We start from the raw sequence: 20,492 nt of genomic DNA, 5'->3' as shown, positions 1-20,492 counted from the left end.
CGAATTTATTGTCTATAAATAATGAGTGCCTCCTGGCATTCAAAATCACGCTTTCTTACAAAATTTAACGTATACCCCCAACAAAAAAGCCGCAGGATATATCCTGCGGCTTTGATTTTTAACACGGGGTCAGATGATCAGTTCGACTGACGGCGCAGGAATGCCGGAATTTCGAGCTGGTCTTCTTCCGAAGCAGCACGTGGCTGCGGACGGCCCTGATCGTCAAGCTGGCCACGACGTGGCGCATAGATTGACGCATCCTGCTGCATTGGGCGGCGCTGTTCTGGCTGGCGCATTGCAGGTTCACGATGCGCTGGTTCCAAACGTGCAGCTGGCTGCTCTTCTTCACGGCGCGTCAGACCACGGGTCAGGCGGGAAAGCAGACCCATTGGGCCGCGTTCTTCATGGACAGGCTGCTGCGGCGCTGCACGGCGTGCATTGATTTCAGCCTGTGCTACAGGCGGGAAATCCGAAACAGCTGGCATGCGTGGAGCAGGACGTGGCTCGCGAACAGGCTCTGAATGCATCTGCTGTGGCTGCTGATAAGCCTGTGGCTGCATAGCCTGAGCCGTTGCCTGATTGTTCATCATCTGCGGCTGTGGAGCGGCTGGACGTGCAACAGGTGCGCGCTCGAAGCTGTCAGCGGCTGGCGCCTGGAAAATGCGGCTCTGCGGACGGAATTCAGGAGCTGCCGAAGCTGCTGGAGCAGCAGGCGTTGCCGGAATTTCGTTTTCAATCGACTGAGCCGCAGGCTCGGCCTGGCGTGGCTGTTCAACAACCGGAGGACGCAGAGCGCCGTGCGGAGCCATCGGCTTGGTCTGGGCAGCAGGCTTTACCGGTTGGCGAAATTCCAGCGGCGCAGGCGCCGCATCTCCAATCTGCTTGTCGATGCCAGTCGCAACAACGGATACACGGATGACGCCTTCGAGGCCTTCATCAAAGGTGGCGCCAAGAATGATGTTGGCTTCTGGATCAACTTCTTCGCGGATACGGGTTGCAGCTTCATCGACTTCAAACAGCGTCATGTCGCGGCCACCGGTGATCGAGATCAGAAGACCCTTCGCACCGCGCATCGAGGTTTCATCAAGCAGCGGATTGGCAATTGCAGCTTCAGCAGCAGCCATCGCACGGCCTTCGCCTGACGCTTCGCCTGTACCCATCATCGCCTTGCCCATTTCGCGCATGACCGAGCGAACGTCAGCAAAGTCGAGGTTGATAAGACCTTCCTTGACCATCAGATCGGTGATGCAGGCAACACCCGAATAAAGCACCTGATCAGCCATTGCGAACGCATCGGCGAAAGTGGTCTTGTCATTGGCAATGCGGAAGAGGTTCTGGTTTGGAATGACGATCAGTGTATCAACATTCTTCTGCAGTTCTTCGATGCCCAGCTCAGCCGTCTTCATGCGGCGAGCACCTTCGAAATGGAAAGGCTTGGTAACAACGCCAACGGTGAGGATACCGCGTTCGCGTGCAGCGCGTGCCACAACAGGAGCAGCACCCGTGCCGGTACCGCCGCCCATACCAGCAGTAACAAAGCACATATGTGTGCCATTGAGGTGATCGACGATTTCGTCAATGCACTCTTCAGCAGCCGCACGACCAACTTCCGGCTGCGAGCCAGCGCCCAGACCTTCGGTGACAGCTGCACCAAGCTGGATCATGCGTTCGGACTTCGACATCGTCAAAGCCTGCGCGTCAGTGTTGGCCACAACAAAATCCACACCGCGCAGACCGGCATTGATCATGTTGTTGACCGCATTGCCGCCGCCGCCGCCAACACCAAATACGGTGATGCGAGGCTTGAGCTCGGTGATGTCCGGCTTTTGCAAATTAATGGTCATGGTTCTCGTTCCTCTTAAGCCTCTCACCGCTTCGCCGCCGCGGTGCTAATTGGTTATTACGCTGATGGTTACGCCCACATCACGCAATCAAATCACTCAATGTGTACTCAAAAACTCTCTTTCAGCCATTGGCTGACACGTTGAATTCGCCCCCCCGTACCGGTCATAAGACCGGAGGAAGCTGCTTTCACCGACCGCTCTTCAATACCTGCCACCTGGGGGTAAATCAGAAGCCCAACGGTCGCGGAGAAAGCCGCACCCTTAGCCGCCTCTGGCAATCCTGCTATGCCTAGCGGACGCCCGATGCGTACATTCCTTGCAAGAATCCGCCTGGCAGCTTCCGGCATTCCCGGCAACTGGCTTGCGCCACCGGTCAACACCACACGCTTACCAACAATATGGCCGAGGCCCGACTGGTTCAGCCTGTCGCGAACCAGTTCCAGCGTTTCTTCCACACGTGCACGGATGATCCGCGTCAAAACCGAACGCGGATATTGATTGGGTACATCACGCTCGTCATCGCCAATGGGCGGCACCGAGATGAGATCGCGGTCGTCAGCTGCACTTGGCAGCGCCGAACCATACATAACCTTGAGACGTTCAGCATCTTCCATACGCGTAGAGAAGCCGCGCGCCACGTCCATCGTGACATGCGATCCACCGATAGCGACAGCATCAGCGTGAATGAACTTGCCTTCGGAGAACACGGAGATCGTTGTTGTGCCGCCGCCCATATCGATGCAGGCCGCACCCATTTCCGCTTCATCACCCACGAGAGCGGCAAGACCGCTCGCATAAGGCGTGGCAACGATTGCTTCAACGGAAAGATGGCAACGATTGACGCAAAGCTCAAGATTACGCAAGGGTGCTGCATCAGCCGTCAACACATGCATATCAACGCCAAGGCTGTCACCCAGCATGCCAAGCGGATCGCGAATGCCGCGTTCTCCGTCAAGCGTGTAACCGACGGGCAGCGAATGCACGAGGTGGCGTTCGGCAGCAAGCGCCTGCTTGGCGCCAGCGGCCAGCACGCGGCGAATGTCAGTCTGCTCAACTTCATGACCGCCAAGATTAACGCTTGCGGTAAAGGTTTCGCTCTTGAGACGTCCTGCGGAAATATTGACGATCAGACTGTCGACGGTCAAACCGGCCATACGTTCAGCAGCATCAACAGCAAGGCGGATCGACTGTTCTGCGGCATCAAGATCGATAATGACACCGGACTTCACACCGCGCGAACGCTGATGACCAATACCAAGAACTTCCATGCGATGCGTGCGCCCCGGAAGAAGCACACCGCTTTCATGCGGACGCAAGCGTGCAATCACGCAAGAAACCTTGCTTGAACCAACATCCAGAACGGTCAGTAGGCGCACCTTGCGCCCTGCCCCTCCAGCCTGTGTTGAACTTTTTCCGCCAAGAATACTCATACGCGCTTCCCCGTGCGGGCTAATTCTTTCTTACGATCAGCCAAGAACTTCTGGCGCTGCTCCATACCGCTTGCCGTCAACTGAACCGTAACACGATCATCAAGACGCATATCGACCGATGCGATATCGCGGGACAGAAGATGTTTTTCCCCATCAAGGCGTTCAATTTCCGCAAGAGCCTTCATCGGCTCATCTTCCGGCAGCATGATGCGAACGCCGTTTTCCAGCAGCAAATCCCACCGACGATCCGCAACCCGGATATAAGCCCGAACCTTGGAAGCCAAAGCAGGATAAGCCGCAACCTCATCCACAAAACCCTTAACGCGCTTTTCAGCGCCTTCACCCACCACAAGCGGGAGAGCATTATAACGGCCCGGACGGAATGGAACGATTGTATCGCCCGCCGAATCAATCAGCGAAAGCTCCTGACCATTCTGCCAGACGGCGAAGGCCTTGCGCTCTTCCAACGAAACCAGCAGCGTGCCCGGATAAACCTTGCGCACTTCAGCGCTCTCAACCCAAGGCAGCTTGGCAATCGCCTGACGCGCACTTTCCGCACTCAGGCCGATCAAAGAGGTCTCGCCGTCCAGTTCAAGCTGACCCAGAATATCAATATCTGACGTTTCGCTGTTACCAACGACCTTCACGTTTTCAATAGCAAAACCGAAAGTCGAAGCCGTCGCCTTGATCATATTCTCGGAATGTCCACCAAGCACCATGCCATAGATGCCGGTTGCACCAAGAAAGCTGAGCATACCAATCGTACCGGCATAACGCGGAACATTGATATTGCCCTGAAACATACGGACAGCAAAGCGGAACGGCTTGCGCAGAAAGCGCGGCAGAACAAAGGCCGCACCCGATGCATCCCGCATCGCGCCCGAACGCCTGTATTCATGTGATCTGCCGTTTAACGCAAACAAGACGCGTCCTCCACCATCCAACTCAACAATTCACCAAAAGAGATACCTGCCGTCTTCGCGATGTCAGGTACGAGCGAGGTAGGAGTCATGCCCGGCTGAGTATTCACTTCCAGCCAGATAACTTCGCCTTCTTCAGAAAAACGATCATCGAAACGGAAGTCTGATCTGCTTACGCCCCGACACCCGATTGCCCGATGCGCCGTAAGGGCCATTGTTTGTATTTTTTGGTAAATATTTGGTAAAATTTTTGCCGGACATACGTGAGTTGATGCGCCAGGCACGTATTTTGAATCAAAATCGTAGAACTGATGCCCCACCGGAATGATCTCGCAGACATCCATCACGCGATCACCCATCACCGCGCAAGTCAACTCACGGCCGGGGATGTATTTTTCAACCAGAACTTCGGCACCATAATTCCATTCGGCAGAGCCGATGATCTGCGGCGCATGCGTCTGGTCTTCCTTGACGATAACAACACCGAAGCTGGAGCCTTCACGCACAGGTTTGACGACGTAAGGAGGCTGCATAGGGTGCTCGGAACCAATATCAAAACGGTTCATGAGACGCGAAGGCGCAACCGTGACGCCAGCCGCAGCAGCAACGTTTTTGGCGCGATCCTTGTCCATGGCAAGCGCTGAAGCCAACACGCCAGAATGCGTGTAAGGAATTTGAAGATATTCAAGAATCCCCTGAATAGTACCGTCTTCACCAAACGGACCATGCAGCGCATTAAACACCACATCAGGCTTCAATTCAGCAAGAACGCTTGCAACATTACGATCAACATCAATGCGCGTGACGCGATAGCCGCATTCTTCGAGGGTCGCAGCACAGGCAGTACCCGACGAAAGACTGACCGGACGCTCTGATGAGAAACCGCCCATCAAAACGGCAACATGCTTTACAGCCTTCTGTCCAGCCATGTCAGTCATCCCCTCTGCGCATTCCCTGCGCTCGAATCAAAAATAGAATCAGGATAGCCCACCCACATTACGCAGCGGACACCCAAGTCAGGAAAAACCCTGACGAATCAAATCACTGTACGGTTAACCATAAAGAATCAGAGAGTTGATTCCGTGGCAAGCCCCTATCAAAAGGGGAGCACGTTTCGAATCACTCAATAAGCACAAAAAAGCCCGGAATTTCAGTGGGAAATCCGGGCTTCTTAAGAATGGACTTTTTATAAGAATTCTTTCACTTCCCGCCCTTCGCGGAACAAGCCGAGCCGCTTAATCTCCCAATGAAGGCGAATGCCTGAATTCTCATAAACTTTAGCGCGAACTGTCTCGCCAAGCGTTTCAAGGTCATATCCGGTGGCGTCGCCGGTATTGATCATGAAGTTGCAATGCATCTCTGACATCTGAGCGCCACCCACGCGCAAGCCACGGCAACCAGCTTTATCAATTTCCTTCCACGCAGACGTGCCTTCAGGATTTTTGAAAGTTGAACCGCCCGTTTTTTCGCGCACAGGCTGCACCGTTTCGCGGTGATTCTGCACCGCATCCATAGCCTTCTGAATTTCGTCGCGGTCGCCCGGAATACCTTCAAACAGAGCCGAGGTGAAAATCAGCTCAGGCGATGCCGAGGAATAGCGATAGGCGTAGCCCATATCGGCGTTGGACAGGATATGCAGTTCACCCTTGCGATCCAGCGCACGCACTTCAACCACACGCTCGCGCGTTTCAACCCCATTGGCACCGGCATTCATGCGCAGAGCACCACCAATGCCACCGGGAATGCCATGGTAGAAGTGAAAGCCGCTGAGCCCCGCTTCAAGTGCTGCCGCTGCCACACGTTTATCCGGCGTCGCGGTCCCTGCTCTTAACTGTGTTTGCGAAACCTGCTCGACATGACCAAACCCCTTGGCAGACAGACGCACCACAAAGCCCGGGATTCCACCGTCACGCACCAAGAGATTGGAACCGATACCCACAACCAAAAGGGGAATCTCTGCCGGCACAGCCTTCAGAAATTCAGACAAATCTTCTTCATCAGCAGGCTGAAACAGAACTTGTGCAGGACCGCCGGCACGGAACCATGTAATCTTATCCATACCAGCATCCGGCGTCAGCTTGCCACGCAGTCCCGACAGCCTTCCATCAAGCTTCTTGAGAAGCGCCTCGCCGCTTTCCATTACTTTTTACCCTGTTCAGCCAGCTCTTTCGGCAATGCATAAGCCCATTGCGTGATACTGCCTGCACCCAGACAGACCACGAAATCCCCAGGTTCAGCAATCGATGCGACCAGTGGCGCCAAGGTTTCCGGCCCGCTTGCAAAACGCGCATCGCGATGACCTGCCGTTTTGATACGAGAAACCAGCATTTCCGAATTCACACCCTCAATCGGGTCCTCACCTGCTGTATAAACCGGCATTACGATAACAGTGTCAGCATCATTAAAGCACGCTGCAAACTCATCAAACAGGCTATGCAGGCGCGTGTAACGATGCGGCTGAACAATGCCGATCACTCGACCCTTGGTTGCTTCACGCGCAGCCTTCAGCACCGCGCGGATTTCAACCGGATGATGGCCATAGTCGTCGAAAATCTCAACGCCATTCCACGATCCCGTATGGGTGAAGCGACGCTTGACGCCACCAAATGCACCAAGTCCACGACGAATATCGTCTGCCGAAATACCCAACTCATGTGCGACAGCAATCGCAGCCGTCGCATTGGAAACATTGTGCAGACCCGGCATTGGCAAGCGCAGATCCTTGATCTCGGTTGTTTCGCCCTTGCGCGAACGGATCAGGACGTCAAACAGGCTGACAGCGCCGTCCATGCGATGATTGACAAAACGCACATCAGCCTGCGGGTTCTGCCCATAAGTCACAATGCGACGATCTTCGATGCGGCTGACCAGAGCCTGCACTTCAGGATGATCAAGGCACATCACGCCAAACCCATAAAACGGCACATTCTCAACGAACTGCGCAAAAGCCGCGCGCACATTGTCGAAATTGCCATAGTGATCCAGATGTTCCGGATCGATATTGGTCACAACCGCAATATCGGCGGGAAGCTTAAGGAAGGTGCCATCGCTTTCATCGGCTTCAACAACCATCCAGTCGCCGTCCCCCATGCGTGCATTGGTGCCGTAAGCATTGATGATGCCGCCATTGATAACCGTCGGATCAAGATGACCAGCATCAAGCAGCGCTGCCACCATCGACGTGGTCGTGGTCTTGCCGTGCGTGCCGCCAATAGCAACCGCACGACGAAAGCGCATCAGCTCGGCCAGCATTTCCGCACGGCGAACAATCGGCAAAAGCTTTTCGCGCGCACTCACAAGTTCAGGATTGTTTTTGCGGATCGCCGTCGAGACAACGATGACTTCGGCATCGCCAATATTTTCGGCCTTGTGACCGACAAAGACTTCAATGCCCTTCTCGCGCAGACGCTGCACATTGGCGCTGTCCGACTGATCCGAACCCTGAACCTTATAGCCGAGATTGTGCAGCACTTCCGCAATGCCGCTCATGCCAATGCCGCCGATCCCGATAAAATGGACAAGCCCGATATTCAGCGGCATTTTCATGGCCGAGTTCCTTCTTTGAATTCCTGAACAGATTTACCTGCTGCAATAGCCTCTGCAAGATCGGCAAGCAACTGCGTGGCATCCGGCTTACCAACGCTTTTTGCCGCTTTTGCCTGCTGTTCGAGCCTTTCAGGCGCATTCATGGCTGAACAGATGATTTCGGCGAGCCGCTGCGGTGTAAGCTCTGCCTGACGCACGACCTCGCAACCTCCTGCCGCAGCAAGGGCCGCCGCATTCGCAGCCTGATCATGATCAAGCGCATGCGGAAACGGCACCAGCATGGCCGGACGGCCAATCGCCGCAATTTCTGAAACGGTGGATGCGCCTGAGCGCGAAATCACAAAATGCGCATCTGCAATGCGCGCGGGCATGTCGTTGAAAAAGGGTGCCACATCGGCTGGAATTTTCAGCCTCTGATAGGCAGAACGAACGGATGCCTCGTCCTCTTTACGCGCCTGTTGTGTAATCAGCAGCCGTGCGCGTTCGCTCTCCGGCATAAGCGCAATTGCTTCGGGAATAGCATTTGAGAAAAACTGCGCACCCTGACTACCACCGAATACCAGAAGGCGAAAACGCTGCCCCTCTTTGGCTGGCTTATAAGACGTGTTGGCAGCCGCAAGCACAGGCGGGCGAACCGGATTGCCGGTCGCAACGATCTTGTCAGAAAAAGCACCGCTTGTTTCTGGCAGGAACCCACCAGCAATCGCTTTCACGCGCGAAGCCAGTCCCTTATTGGCTCGGCCCATGACAGCGTTCTGCTCATGGACAAGCGTCGGAATGCCCATATTGCCTGCTGCATAAAGCGGCGGCAATGTCGGATAGCCACCAAAGCCTGCGACAAGCTTCGGCTTGAGGCGACGAAACAATTTGCGGCTGTCGAGATTACCCTGCCACAACGACCACAATGTGCGTGCCAGCGCAATTGGATTGCGTCCGGCGATGGTGGCAGAGCGGATCACGTGCACATGGTCCTCTGCAAAGGCACCGGCAAAACGCTGCGCCCGTGCATCGGTCGCCAGATGCACGTCCCATCCGCGAGACTTCAATTCGTGCGCCAGCGCTTCAGCTGGAAACAGATGACCGCCCGTTCCCCCGGCGGCCAATACGATTACGCCTTTTCCCATAATCCCCTCACAAAGCCGGAATGCGCTCACCCATACCAACCGTATGCGTCATGCGCGCTTCCGGGCGACGACGGGTCAGCGCCAGCAAAATGCCCATCGTGATAGCAATCGCGACCAGCGAGGAACCACCATAAGAAATGAATGGAAGCGTCATGCCCTTGGCAGGCATCAGATGCAGATTAACGGCCATGTTAATAATCGACTGGAAGCCGAACAGAATCACGATGCCCGACACAGCCAGACGTGTGAATGCGTCACGCTCGCGAAGCGCAATCGAAAGCCCGCGGATCACGATAAAAGCGAAAAGCGCCATGATGATCATGCAGAGAATGATGCCATATTCTTCTGCGGCAACTGAAAAGATAAAGTCGGTGTGACTGTCTGGAATACTGCGCTTGACGATGCCTTCACCCGGCCCCTGGCCGAACCAGCCACCGCGCAAAAGAGCCTCACGCCCCATATCCACCTGAAACGTATCACCTTCACCCGTCATAAAGCGATTAACACGGCCCGCAACGTGATCCAGTGTCATATAGGCACCGAAAGCACCGACCGCTGCAATACCGCCAAGGACCAGAATCCACAGCATCGGCAGACCGGCGAGGAAGAACATTGCGCCCCATGTGCCGGTGGTAAGCATGGTCTGACCAAAGTCGGGCTGCAACATCAACAATCCGGCCGTCACACAAAACAGCATCATCGCCAGAAAATAGCCCGGCATCTCACCACCGCGTTCACGCTCGGAGAAAAGCCAGGCGCAGATGACCACAAAGGCTGGCTTCATGAATTCAGACGGCTGAATAGACAAGCCTGCAAGGCTCACCCATCGACGCGCACCCTTGATCTCGATACCCACAAAAAGTGCGGCCGCCATCAAAAACAGCGACACACAAAGCAGCACCAGCGCAAAGCGCCGGATCTGGCGCGGTGTCAAAAACGACACGCCAATCATCACAATCAGAGCCGGGATCATGAAGAAGATCTGACGCTCAACAAAATGGAAGCTGTTAAGGCCAATGCGCTGTGCAACGGCAGGACTTGCCGCAAAGGACAACAGCACACCAAGCCCCATCAGAGCCAGACATGCAGCCAGAAAGTAACGGTCGATTGTCCACCACCAGTTGGCGACAGGACCACGGTCAACGCGACTTACCATCAGCTTTCCCTTCCAATTGGTTCAATACCGGGGAGCGTGAGAACGGTGGTGCGGAATGCATCACCACGTTTTTCAAAATTCTGAAACTGATCAAAGCTTGCACAAGCCGGTGAAAGCAGAACCACGGGTTCGCTTGCCGCATCATTGCCTGCATCGCGCGCGGCGTGCTCAACCGCAACAGCCAGCGTGTCGGAAATCTCAAATGGCACGGCATCGCCCAGCGTCGCAGCAAACTGTGCTGCCGCTTCACCAATCAGATAGGCTTTTGTTATACGCGGAAAGAATTCCGACAAAGCGCTGATGCCGCCAGCCTTGGGTACACCGCCGGCGATCCAGTAAATATGATCAGCAAAAGACGACAACGCCGGAGCTGTCGCCTCCGCATTGGTCGCCTTTGAATCATTGACGAACAGAACCTTGCCGCGATGGCCAACCTGTTCCATGCGATGCGCAAGACCCGGAAAAGTTTTCAAACCCGCACGAATTTCTTCAATCGATAGGCCCACCGACAAACAGGCCGCAATTGCAGCCAACGCGTTCTGCGCATTATGCGCACCGCGCAAAGAGCCAATGCCTTCAAGGGAAGCCAGTTCTTCGGCTTTGCCATTTGTGGCACAATAAAGCTTTGCGCCTTCGGCGAAGCTTCCGTTTTCAAGCCGCTTATCCTTGGAGATCCTTGCAACGTTTACGCTGCTGCTTTCAAGACGATCTGCGATACCCGCACAATATGCATCATCCACGCCTATGATTGCCACGCCGCTTTTCGCAACCAGCCGTTCTTTGATAGCGGCATAGTTTTCCATCGAGCCGTGGCGATCAAGATGATCCGGCGTCAGGTTCAGCAGAATACCGGCAGTCGGGTTCAGCGATGGTGCGAGATCAATCTGATAAGACGAGCACTCAACCACATAGAAACGGCCTGGCGCAGGCGCTTCCAATGTGAGGATTGCTGTACCGATATTGCCGCCGAGTTGCATGTCGCGGCCTGAAGCCTTGATGATATGGGCAATCAGTGCGGTTGTGGTGGATTTGCCGTTTGTGCCGGTGATAGCAATAAACGGACAATCGGGTGCAATATGATTGCGCTCGCGAACAAAGAGTTCGACATCACCAATAATTTCAACGCCATTTGCACGAGCCAGATCAACGCTCCAATGTGGCTTCGGATGGGTCAGCGGCACGCCGGGTGAAAGCACAAAGGCAGCGAACTGTGACCAGTCCGCCTGCCTCAAATCCCCCGTCGCAATGCCTGCGCTCTGCGCACGTGCCACACTGTCGGGATTATCGTCCCAGGCAATGATCTTCGCACCACCGGCAACGATTGCCTTGGCGGTGGCGATGCCCGACCCGCCCAGTCCGAAGAGGGCGATAGTCTTGTCTTTAAGGGCGGTGATCGGGATCATTCTGTTTGCCTTATCTCAGCTTCAATGTGGAAAGGCCGATCATGGCAAGGATAATTGCCACGATCCAGAAACGAATCACGACCTGACTTTCTGTCCAGCCCTTCTTTTCAAAATGATGATGAATCGGGGCCATCAGGAACACGCGCTTGCCAGTGAGCTTGAACGAACCAACCTGAATAATGACCGAAAGTGCCTCCATGACAAAGAGGCCGCCAATGATGGCAAGAACGATTTCGTGCTTGGTCGCAACAGCAACCGTACCAAGCATACCGCCCAATGCCAGCGAGCCGGTATCGCCCATAAAAATTGCAGCCGGAGGCGCATTGAACCAGAGAAAGCCAAGCCCGGCGCCGATAACAGCACCCAGCACCACGGCCAGCTCGCCCGTACCCGGAACAAAATGGATCTGAAGGTAATCGGCAAAGATCGCATTACCCGAAAGATAGGCGATGAAGCCAAAAGATGCAGCCGCGACCATCACAGGCACGATAGCAAGACCATCAAGACCGTCAGTCAGGTTCACCGCATTGCCAGCGCCAACCATGACAAAGGCTGCCAATGGAATGAAGAACCAGCCAAGATTAAGCACAAACTGCTTCACAAACGGAAATGTCAGCGACGAGGAGAATGGCTCCTGCCCTGCCCGCATGATGATGAAGGCTGCAACGGCTGCAATCAGGAACTCGATAGCCAGACGTGATTTGCCGGAAAAACCTTTGTCCGACTGCTTCGTGACTTTCAGATAATCGTCATAAAAGCCGATGGCGCCAAAACCCACCGTGACCATCAACACAACCCAGACGTAGATACTGGAAAGGTTGGCCCACAAAAAGCAGGAGACCAAAATACCGGTCATGATCATCAGGCCGCCCATGGTAGGCGTACCGGCTTTTTTGAAATGTGTCTGAGGACCGTCAGCGCGGATCGGCTGACCTTTTCCCTGTCGCACGCGCAGCGCATTGATGATCGTGGGGCCAAAAAGGAACACGATCAACGCCGAGGTGATCATCGCGCCGCCAGTGCGGAACGTGATGTAGCGGAACACGTTAAACGGTGTCACATGCTCGGCGAAGATTGAAAGAAGCATCAACATGCGGAGAAAAATCCCTCAAAAACTGCTACTCGGCAGGCACCACTGGCGGAAACTGGCTGGTCAGCGCCTTGACGATTTTGGAGAAGCCAATCCCCTTGGATGATTTCACCATGACAACATCGCCGGGACGCACAGCCTTCGTCACCAGCGGCAACAATTCATCGGTGCTCTGCCTGTATTCGACGTGAATTTCAACCGGCAAAGCATTTTTGAGCACCGACATTTCGCGTCCGCCGATATAAACCGCGTTCACTTCTGCATCGACAATGGGACGCGCAAGATCAGCATGAAGCTTCCCGGACTGACGACCAAGCTCCAGCATATCACCAAGAACAGCGATGCGGCGTCCACGCGGTCCTTGCGGCGGAGTGGCCTGCAAAAGCGAAAGAGAAGCGCGCATCGAGGTCGGATTGGCATTGTAACTTTCATCGATCAGCGTGAAGGAACCACCGTCTGGATGTTCCAGCACATGGCGTGCACCGCGTCCGCCTTCAGCGGTCAGCGTTGCCATGGCGATGGCAACCTTGGCCATATCTGCACCAACGAGATGGGCCGCGCCAAGAACCGCAAGCATATTCTGCACAATATGCCGTCCCGGCATACCGACTTTGACGACGGCTTCTTCATCACCGATCTTCACCGTCATACAGGAGCAGGTCGGATGCATCTTCACTTCACGCAGGCGGTAGTCAGAACGGGCATTTTCACCGAAAGTCACCACATGCTCAACGCCTGCCTGCGCAGCAAGGTCTTCAAGCTGCTTGAAACGCTTGTCGTCGCGGTTGAGCAACGCATAACCGCCCGGCACAACACCTTCAAAAATCTCGGCTTTGGCTGTTGCAATTTCTTCAAGATTGGCGAAATGGCCAAGGTGGGCCGGAGCAATCAAAGTAATCAGTGCTACATGCGGACGAACCATTTTCACCAGCGGGCGAATTTCGTCATGATGGTTCATGCCGATTTCGAACACACCATAATCTGTATCGGCAGGCATACGGGCGAGCGTCAGCGGCACACCCCAGTGATTGTTAAATGACGCGACCGATGCGTGAACTTTGCCGCAATCAGCCAGCACATGACGCAACGCTTCCTTCGTCGTTGTTTTTCCCACAGACCCGGTCACGGCAATGATCTGCGCTTTGGAGCGCGCACGCGAGGCAATACCAAGCTTGATCAACGCTTCAAGGACATCATCAACCACGATCATCGGCACTTTGAGATTGCCAAGAGCAGGCAGACGGGATTCGTTGACCACCAGAAGACCAGCACCAGCAGCCATGGCCGCTGTTGCAAAGTCATGACCGTCAAACAATTCACCCTTAATTGCGAAAAACGCTTCGCCCTCTTTCAACGTGCGGCTATCAATAGAAATGCCGGTAATTCCGGCAGGCATGGTGCCAACAGGACGACCTTCCATGGCCTCGACCATATCGGCAGATGCCCAAAGCCAGTCACTCATTTCTTATTCTCCTCAAGACGTGCAGCAAGCGCTGCCGCCACTTCCGCATGATCGGAGAAAGGAAGCGTAAGGTCACCGACAATCTGGCCTTCCTCGTGGCCTTTGCCCGCAACAACCAGCGTATCGCCGGGCATCATCATCGACACAGCGGTAAAGATCGCTTCACGCCGATCACCAATTTCGGTCGCACCAGGCGCCGCAGCCATAATTTCCGAACGGATCTGTGCTGGCACTTCCGAGCGTGGATTGTCGTCAGTCACGATCGCAACATCCGCCAGACGCGCAGCGATTTCTCCCATGATCGGGCGCTTGCCCTTGTCGCGATCGCCGCCACAGCCAAACACCACGATGACGCGGCCAGTCGTGAATGGGCGCACCGATGTGAGAACATTTTCAAGTGCTTCCGGCTTATGCGCATAGTCCACATAGGCAGGAGCGCCCTCTTCCGTGGCACCAACCAGATCAAGACGGCCCGGCGCCCCTTTAAGGCGTTCAAGCGCACGCATGGCGGCTGCAACCGGAACACCTGTGACCATGGCAAGGCCAGCTGAAACAAGCGCATTGGCAACCTGAAAATCACCGGCCAACGGCAATTCAATCTCAAATATTTCATCGCCAATACGCACTTCAACGTGCTGGCGGAAGCGCTCATGCTCAACACGTTTGATGGTGATGAAATCACCCTTGCGGCCGACTGTCTTCACATCGCAACCAGCAGCTTTTGCCGCTTCTATTGCCTGGGGCGAGAACTGGTCATCTGCAAAAATGATTGCAGGCGATCCCTTTGGCAGCAAAGTGTCGAACAGGCGCATCTTGGCATGCAGATATTCTTCGATCGTCGCATGATAATCCATGTGATCGCGACCAAGATTGGTGAAAGCACCTGCGGCCAACTTCACACCATCAAGACGACGCTGATCAAGACCATGCGATGACGCTTCCATCGCGGCATGGGTCACACCTTCATCGGCCAGTTCTGCGAGCACACGCTGCAACTCAACCGGATCCGGTGTTGTCAGCGAGTTGTAATCGCTGCGCGTTGGCGAAAATACGCCTGTGGTCCCGATATTGGCAGCCGGAAAACCCGCATAAGCCCAAATCTGGCGCGTAAACGAAGCGACAGACGTCTTGCCGCTGGTGCCAGTCACTGCAACCATGACCTCAGGTTGCTTGCCGTAAAACTGTGCGCTGGCAACCGCCAGCGCATGGCGTGGATCTTCCACATGCACAACGGGTACGGCTGCATTGCTAATAATCGTATCTTTACCGGCAATGATCGCAGCAGCGCCACGGCTGATAGCATCCGCAGCAAAAACAGCACCATCGGCCTTCACACCTTTGAGCGCGGCAAAAAGAAAACCGCGCTGCACTTTCCGGGAGTCCGACGTAACACCCGTGATTTCCAGATCACCCGCCGAACCGGAGGTAAGTTCCTTAAAAAGTGCGATGTCTTTCAACTTCATGGTCATACCAATTCCAGTTACAGTGTGCAGACGGTCAGGTTTTACATGCAATTGCACAAATCAGTCATTTGCAGAATCAGCAAAGGCCAATTCAGACTCTGCTGGCGCAAATTCGAGTCGAAAATCGGGCTTTACTCCCAAAAAAGTGGCCGAACGGCGAATAATGTCAGCCACCATTGGCGCAGCATTGAGACCGGCGGTTGCGCTATACTTGCCTTCTTCCGGTTTCGGTTCGTCGATAATCGTCAGAACGACATAGGTTGGATCGTCCATCGGGAAGGATGCAAGGAAGGCGTTGAAGCGCACATCTTTCGAATAACGGCCATGCACAACTTTTTCAGCCGTGCCGGTTTTGCCGCCAACGCGATAGCCCTGAACGGTGGCGCGCTTGCCAGAACCGCCGGGCGCTGTCGCGTTCAAACGATAGAGATAGCGCATATCGGCGGAAACCTGCGGATGGATGACCTGCTTTGCAACCTTATTGGCTTCAGCCTGGGTTCGGGTCAGGAAGGTTGGTTCAATCAGCTTGCCACCATTCATCAATGCTGCCGCACCCACTGCTGTCTGAAGCGGTGTCGTCATCATGCCGTGACCAAACGCAATGGTCATGGAGTTAACTTTCTTCCAGACGCGTGGTTCGACAGGACGGGCAACTTCTGGCAACTCCGTCTCCATGCGGTCCAGCAAACCCATTTTCTTCAAAAATGCGCGATGGCCTTCAATGCCCACCACATTGGCCTCATGACCAGAACCAATATTGGAAGAGAAGATGAAAACCTCTGGCAGCGTCAACACACGGCCCTTACCGTGGAAGTCGCGGATGGTCTGGCGACCAATCACCAGCGGACGCGATGCATCGATGCGCGAATTAAGCGTAAATTTACCCGAGTCGAGCGCCATTGCCGTGGTGAAGCTCTTGATCGTCGAGCCCATTTCATAGGTGCCTGCCGACATACGGTTGAGGCGATCCTTATCAAGCGCATGCACGGGATTGTTCGGATCAAAATCCGGCACCGAAGCCATGGCGATCACTTCGCCGGTCTTCACGTTGAGAACGACCGCACCCGCTGCAATTGCACGATACCGTTCAACAGCCTTCACCAGCACGTCACGCATGATGTGCTGCACGCGAATATCAATGGAAAGTTTGACCGGTTCCAGCGATTGTGCCGTCGCCATACCCGCAGCGCGCAGATCGCTCAGGCCCTGACTGTCGATATATTTCTCCATGCCGGCAATGCCCTGGTTATCGACATTGACGAGGCCCAGAATATGCGAAGCGGTCGGACCACCGGGATAAAAACGACGCTTTTCGGTGCGAAAACCAATGCCCGGAACACCGAGCGCCATGATCTGGCTCTGCTGACGCGGTGTCAGGCCGCGCTTGATCCAGACAAAACCCGCACCGCTCTTCAGACGACGATAGGTCGTTTCCCAATCAAGATCAGGAATGACCGTTGAAAGCAGCTCAATGGTTTCATCGGGATCGACAATCTTGCGCGGTTCGGCGAAAAGCGATGATGTTTTAATGTCAGTGGCAAGAATTTCGCCATTGCGATCCAGAATATCGGGTCGCGATGCAAGCTGATGCACTGCTGGACCGTTTGACTCCTCATCTTCGCCGCCGATCACACCAAAATAGACCAGCTTCCCGCCGATCACACCATAAATGCCAACGAAGCAGACAATCGCCATCCAAAGACGATTGCGGGCACGGTTGCCGTTCTTTTTACGCGAGCCGACAAACGCCATATTGCCAGCCAGCTTTTCATTGCCAGCCGGCTCCATGCCGTCATGAATGTTCTGTTTGTTCTTTTTGGAAAACCCGAGCTTCAGCCGCATGATCAGTGCCTCGCTCCATTTTTCTTGATGCTTCCTGTGGTCGTTGCGTCTGGCTTCAGAACACCGCTTGCGACCAGTTCGTCACTGCCGGAAATCAGCTTCTGAATGTCGTCCAGCTGACGCTCAGGAATATCTTCAACGCCCATAGCAAACTGTTCAGCTTCAATGGGTGCAAGTTTCAACTCGTCCGCATAAACACCAACAAGGCTCTGCAAACGGCCCGGCTGTCTCATCAATGCCCAATCCGCGCGCAACAGCGTAATCGTGTCCTTTTCGGAATCGATCTGGCGCTTCAATTTTGCAATGACAGCGATCTGCCGTTCCGCATCATATTTGATGGTATAGGTGATCGTTGCTGCCACCAGCATCGCCGCTATCATGATGAGTTCAAAAGTACGCAGCACTCGTTCAACTCCGGGTCAGTTCATGCGTTTCAGGCAGCTTTGGCAGCCCGAACAGCGAAAGATCATCTTCAAGAGGCGGATTTTCAGTTCTCACACCCGCACGCAATTTTGCGGAACGGGCACGAGGATTGCGCTCTTCTTCTTCAACACTCGGCCCAACAGCCCCCTTCACCGCAGCCGTAAAGCTGGGAAGACGCACGTGGGTTTCCGGCAGATGCCGCGATCCGGCACTGCCACCGGCGCGATCTGCAAAGTAACGCTTGACCATCCGGTCTTCGAGCGAGTGGAAGGTTACGACCACCAGACGGCCACCCGGTTTAAGAACGCGTTCTGCCGCAAGCAGTGCACGCGCCAATTCACCAAGCTCGTCATTCACATAAATGCGCAGCGCCTGAAACACACGCGTTGCCGGATGAATAGGCACTTTCGGATTGCGCCCGACCAGCGCTTCAATGGCATTGGCGAGATCAAGCGTGCGTGTGAAAGGCTGCGCTTCGCGCCGCTTTTCAATCATGCGCGCGATACGCCCCGCATGGCGTTCCTCGCCAAGAAAATTAAAGATGCGCGCCAGATCACCCATCTTCAGGCGGTTCACCACATCGGCAGCACTTGGCCCCTTGCGGGACATGCGCATGTCGAGCGGACCATCTTTCTGAAATGAAAACCCACGCTCAGCTTCATCGATTTGCATCGATGAGACACCAATATCAAGCACAACACCATCAACTTTCGCGCCGTCGCCCAGAACCTGCTCAACAGCCTGATCCAGCCTGGAAAACTGGCTTTCAACCAGCGTAAGCCGATCATCGAACTGCCTGACCATGGCCTGTCCGGCGTCAATCGCGGTGGGATCACGGTCGATTGCAATAACATTCGCCCCCTGCTCCAGAACGCACCGCGTGTAACCCCCTGCACCGAATGTGCCATCGACGATTACTTTGCCGGTTTCGGGCTTCAGGGCATCAATCACTTCGGAGATAAGCACCGGAACGTGACGGACCTGAGCCCCTTCGGCTTGAGATTGGTCTCCGCCGAGGCTAGCCATCATCACGGTCCTTTCCCGGGATCACGTCCCGCTATCCTGTGTTTTCTTTCGAATTCCGGCCAATTTCAGACGGCTGCCGATTTGACGGATTCGTTCAAACAGTTATCGGATATTAAGCTTAATGAACCGTTATGCTTTGCTCTGCCCAATCAAAAAACCGGAACTTATAGAAAAGTTTTGTTGCCCCGATTTCACGTGATTCAGGCATCCAAAACCGCGCTTCCGGCCTACGGTCAATTCGTCCAATACCTAGATTGAACAATCACACTGATATGAAAAACGCTCAATGAACAGCAGTTGACGGCAAACCATACAAACGTTATTTATTGCAAATAATTCGCAATTGCATTTTGGAAACATGACGCATGGCATTTAAGATGCCCCTTCGGGGAAGTACGCCTCCCGCTCCGCAAGAAGTTACATTTGAAGGCTGGCGTCGGGAACGGGGCGAAGCTTCGATGTCGGATGTTCATCGGTCAGTTCGTGTCAGCCGCTCTGGCTCGAAATTCCGCCGTGCCATGGCCTTTTTCGGGCCCGGCTACCTTGTTGCTGTCGGCTATATGGATCCCGGCAACTGGGCAACTTCGCTCGCTGGCGGATCGCGTTTTGGCTACACGCTTTTGTCAGTCGTGCTGCTTTCAAATCTCATGGCCGTTCTGTTGCAAGCGCTGTGTACCCGGCTTGCGGTTGCTACGGGTCGTGATCTTGCGCAGGCCTGCCGCGATGCCTATCCGCGTTTTCTCGCCTGGCCTTTGTGGTTTCTGGCAGAACTTGCCATCTGTGCCACAGACCTCGCCGAAGTGATCGGAACGGCAATCGGTCTTAATCTGCTTTTCGGTATTCCGCTGGAAATCGGTGTAATCCTGACTGCCGCCGACGTGCTTCTTGTACTCTATTTGCAGAACAAGGGCTTCCGCCGTGTCGAAGCACTGATCATTACCTTACTCGGTGTGATCGCTGTCTGCTTTCTGATCCAAATACTGATGGCACAGCCCCATTGGGGTGAGGTGATCCGCGGGTTTGCACCAACCACGGAAATCATACGCAACCCGGATATGCTTTATATAGCATTGGGCATTATCGGTGCGACGGTCATGCCACATAACCTGTATCTGCATTCAGGCATTATCCAAACCCGTGATTACGGTCACACCTTACCGGAAAAGCGGGAAGCCATTCGCTATGCGACACTCGATTCGACAATTGCACTGACCTTCGCTTTGCTGGTCAACGCATCGATCCTCATTCTTGCAGCGGCCAGCTTCAATGCGACCGGCAATACAGGCGTCGAGGATCTCGATAAGGCACACGCGTTGCTCAATCCGCTGCTCGGTTCAGCGCTTGCCCCGACGCTTTTCGCAATCGCATTGCTTTGTTGCGGGTTAAACTCGACCATCACCGCGACAATGGCTGGCCAGATCGTGATGGAAGGCTTTATCGACATCAAGCTCAAACCATGGCTGCGCCGCGCCATCACCCGCTTTGTCGCCATCGTACCAGCAGCCATCGTCACCATTATGTATGGCTCCGAAGGAACGAGCGAACTTCTGATCCTGTCGCAGGTCGTGCTCAGCTTGCAATTGCCTTTTGCGGTCATCCCGCTGGTTATGTTCACGGCAGAAAAGAAAAAAATGGGGGCGCTCACAGCGCCACGCTGGGTGACCTTGCTTGCCGCAATCACAGCAGCCATCATCGTCGTGCTGAACATGAAACTGATCTACGATTTCTTCACCGGAGCACCGATCTGAAATGGGAAGCGGCTT

At 54.6% G+C, this 20,492-nt stretch carries 16 protein-coding genes; 1 reads left to right on the top strand and 15 read right to left on the bottom strand.

Features of this window, described 5'->3' with window-relative positions; genetic code table 11:
• Window positions 1-137 precede the first annotated feature (137 nt).
• The 15 genes from ftsZ to rsmH all read right to left on the bottom strand — a co-directional run bounded on the left by ftsZ (window position 138) and on the right by rsmH (window position 18,732).
• A complete protein-coding gene (ftsZ, locus tag ABE530_RS09660) occupies window positions 138-1,844 on the bottom strand; it encodes a cell division protein FtsZ (protein ID WP_265985416.1) in 1,707 nt (568 codons plus the stop codon).
• A 107-nt stretch (window positions 1,845-1,951) separates the two neighbouring features.
• Window positions 1,952-3,274, bottom strand: a complete 1,323-nt coding sequence (ftsA, locus tag ABE530_RS09655; protein WP_265985417.1) for a cell division protein FtsA — start codon at window positions 3,272-3,274, stop codon at window positions 1,952-1,954.
• A complete protein-coding gene (locus ABE530_RS09650; RefSeq protein ID WP_396997557.1) occupies window positions 3,271-4,197 on the bottom strand; it encodes a cell division protein FtsQ/DivIB in 927 nt (308 codons plus the stop codon). Before ABE530_RS09650 ends, ftsA begins: the two co-directional genes overlap by 4 nt.
• Window positions 4,185-5,123 (bottom strand): D-alanine--D-alanine ligase, encoded by a 939-nt coding sequence (locus ABE530_RS09645; protein ID WP_499694375.1) that lies wholly within the window; start codon window positions 5,121-5,123, stop codon window positions 4,185-4,187. The genes ABE530_RS09650 and ABE530_RS09645 overlap by 13 nt, the downstream gene beginning before the upstream one ends.
• Before the next feature lie 257 nt (window positions 5,124-5,380).
• Window positions 5,381-6,334 (bottom strand): UDP-N-acetylmuramate dehydrogenase, encoded by a 954-nt coding sequence (gene murB / locus ABE530_RS09640; protein WP_499694374.1) that lies wholly within the window; start codon window positions 6,332-6,334, stop codon window positions 5,381-5,383.
• Window positions 6,334-7,740, bottom strand: coding sequence for a UDP-N-acetylmuramate--L-alanine ligase (murC, locus tag ABE530_RS09635; protein WP_396997563.1), 1,407 nt, complete (start codon window positions 7,738-7,740; stop codon window positions 6,334-6,336). The genes murB and murC overlap by 1 nt, the downstream gene beginning before the upstream one ends.
• Window positions 7,737-8,864: an undecaprenyldiphospho-muramoylpentapeptide beta-N-acetylglucosaminyltransferase gene (gene murG, locus ABE530_RS09630; RefSeq protein WP_499694373.1), complete on the bottom strand. Its 1,128-nt coding sequence runs from the start codon at window positions 8,862-8,864 to the stop codon at window positions 7,737-7,739. Before murG ends, murC begins: the two co-directional genes overlap by 4 nt.
• 7 nt (window positions 8,865-8,871) lie before the next feature.
• A complete protein-coding gene (gene ftsW / locus ABE530_RS09625) occupies window positions 8,872-10,020 on the bottom strand; it encodes a putative lipid II flippase FtsW (protein WP_265985424.1) in 1,149 nt (382 codons plus the stop codon).
• Window positions 10,020-11,423: a UDP-N-acetylmuramoyl-L-alanine--D-glutamate ligase gene (murD, locus tag ABE530_RS09620; RefSeq protein WP_499694372.1), complete on the bottom strand. Its 1,404-nt coding sequence runs from the start codon at window positions 11,421-11,423 to the stop codon at window positions 10,020-10,022. The genes ftsW and murD overlap by 1 nt, the downstream gene beginning before the upstream one ends.
• Window positions 11,424-11,433: 10 nt before the next feature.
• A complete protein-coding gene (mraY, locus tag ABE530_RS09615; protein ID WP_265985426.1) occupies window positions 11,434-12,516 on the bottom strand; it encodes a phospho-N-acetylmuramoyl-pentapeptide-transferase in 1,083 nt (360 codons plus the stop codon).
• Between the two features lie 25 nt (window positions 12,517-12,541).
• Window positions 12,542-13,975, bottom strand: a complete 1,434-nt coding sequence (locus tag ABE530_RS09610; protein WP_265985427.1) for a UDP-N-acetylmuramoylalanyl-D-glutamyl-2,6-diaminopimelate--D-alanyl-D-alanine ligase — start codon at window positions 13,973-13,975, stop codon at window positions 12,542-12,544.
• Window positions 13,972-15,444, bottom strand: a complete 1,473-nt coding sequence (locus ABE530_RS09605; RefSeq protein WP_396997572.1) for a UDP-N-acetylmuramoyl-L-alanyl-D-glutamate--2,6-diaminopimelate ligase — start codon at window positions 15,442-15,444, stop codon at window positions 13,972-13,974. The genes ABE530_RS09610 and ABE530_RS09605 overlap by 4 nt, the downstream gene beginning before the upstream one ends.
• Window positions 15,445-15,498: 54 nt before the next feature.
• Entirely contained in the window at window positions 15,499-17,280 is a 1,782-nt protein-coding gene (locus ABE530_RS09600) for a peptidoglycan D,D-transpeptidase FtsI family protein (RefSeq protein ID WP_499694371.1), read from the bottom strand.
• Window positions 17,281-17,282: 2 nt separating this feature from the next.
• Window positions 17,283-17,684 carry a cell division protein FtsL gene (gene ftsL, locus ABE530_RS09595; RefSeq protein ID WP_265985430.1) on the bottom strand — a complete coding sequence of 134 codons (402 nt, stop codon included), beginning with the start codon at window positions 17,682-17,684 and terminating at the stop codon, window positions 17,283-17,285.
• Window positions 17,685-17,688: 4 nt separating this feature from the next.
• Window positions 17,689-18,732: a 16S rRNA (cytosine(1402)-N(4))-methyltransferase RsmH gene (gene rsmH / locus ABE530_RS09590; protein WP_499694459.1), complete on the bottom strand. Its 1,044-nt coding sequence runs from the start codon at window positions 18,730-18,732 to the stop codon at window positions 17,689-17,691.
• Window positions 18,733-19,106: 374 nt separating this feature from the next.
• Between rsmH and ABE530_RS09585 the strand changes: the two genes are divergently transcribed.
• Entirely contained in the window at window positions 19,107-20,477 is a 1,371-nt protein-coding gene (locus ABE530_RS09585) for an Nramp family divalent metal transporter (protein WP_499694458.1), read from the top strand.
• The last annotated feature ends 15 nt before the right edge of the window (window positions 20,478-20,492 follow it).

The sequence above is a fragment of the Brucella sp. TWI559 genome, assembly GCF_039674265.1.
GTDB lineage: Bacteria > Pseudomonadota > Alphaproteobacteria > Rhizobiales > Rhizobiaceae > Brucella > Brucella chromiisoli.
Note: the sequence above shows the minus strand (reverse complement) of the source record. Positions and strands in the feature narration are given on the sequence as shown.

Bases quoted from the DNA above. Each gene is read 5' to 3' on its own strand.
- ftsZ (WP_265985416.1), bottom strand. From the start codon at position 1,844: ATGACCATTAATTTGCAAAAGCCGGACATCACCGAGCTCAAGCCTCGC.
- ftsA (WP_265985417.1), bottom strand. From the start codon at position 3,274: ATGAGTATTCTTGGCGGAAAAAGTTCAACACAGGCTGGAGGGGCAGGG.
- ABE530_RS09645 (WP_499694375.1), bottom strand. From the start codon at position 5,123: ATGGCTGGACAGAAGGCTGTAAAGCATGTTGCCGTTTTGATGGGCGGT.
- murB (WP_499694374.1), bottom strand. From the start codon at position 6,334: ATGGAAAGCGGCGAGGCGCTTCTCAAGAAGCTTGATGGAAGGCTGTCG.
- murC (WP_396997563.1), bottom strand. From the start codon at position 7,740: ATGAAAATGCCGCTGAATATCGGGCTTGTCCATTTTATCGGGATCGGC.
- murG (WP_499694373.1), bottom strand. From the start codon at position 8,864: ATGGGAAAAGGCGTAATCGTATTGGCCGCCGGGGGAACGGGCGGTCAT.
- ftsW (WP_265985424.1), bottom strand. From the start codon at position 10,020: ATGGTAAGTCGCGTTGACCGTGGTCCTGTCGCCAACTGGTGGTGGACA.
- murD (WP_499694372.1), bottom strand. From the start codon at position 11,423: ATGATCCCGATCACCGCCCTTAAAGACAAGACTATCGCCCTCTTCGGA.
- mraY (WP_265985426.1), bottom strand. From the start codon at position 12,516: ATGTTGATGCTTCTTTCAATCTTCGCCGAGCATGTGACACCGTTTAAC.
- ABE530_RS09610 (WP_265985427.1), bottom strand. From the start codon at position 13,975: ATGAGTGACTGGCTTTGGGCATCTGCCGATATGGTCGAGGCCATGGAA.
- ABE530_RS09605 (WP_396997572.1), bottom strand. From the start codon at position 15,444: ATGACCATGAAGTTGAAAGACATCGCACTTTTTAAGGAACTTACCTCC.
- ABE530_RS09600 (WP_499694371.1), bottom strand. From the start codon at position 17,280: ATGCGGCTGAAGCTCGGGTTTTCCAAAAAGAACAAACAGAACATTCAT.
- rsmH (WP_499694459.1), bottom strand. From the start codon at position 18,732: ATGATGGCTAGCCTCGGCGGAGACCAATCTCAAGCCGAAGGGGCTCAG.
- ABE530_RS09585 (WP_499694458.1), top strand. From the start codon at position 19,107: ATGCCCCTTCGGGGAAGTACGCCTCCCGCTCCGCAAGAAGTTACATTT.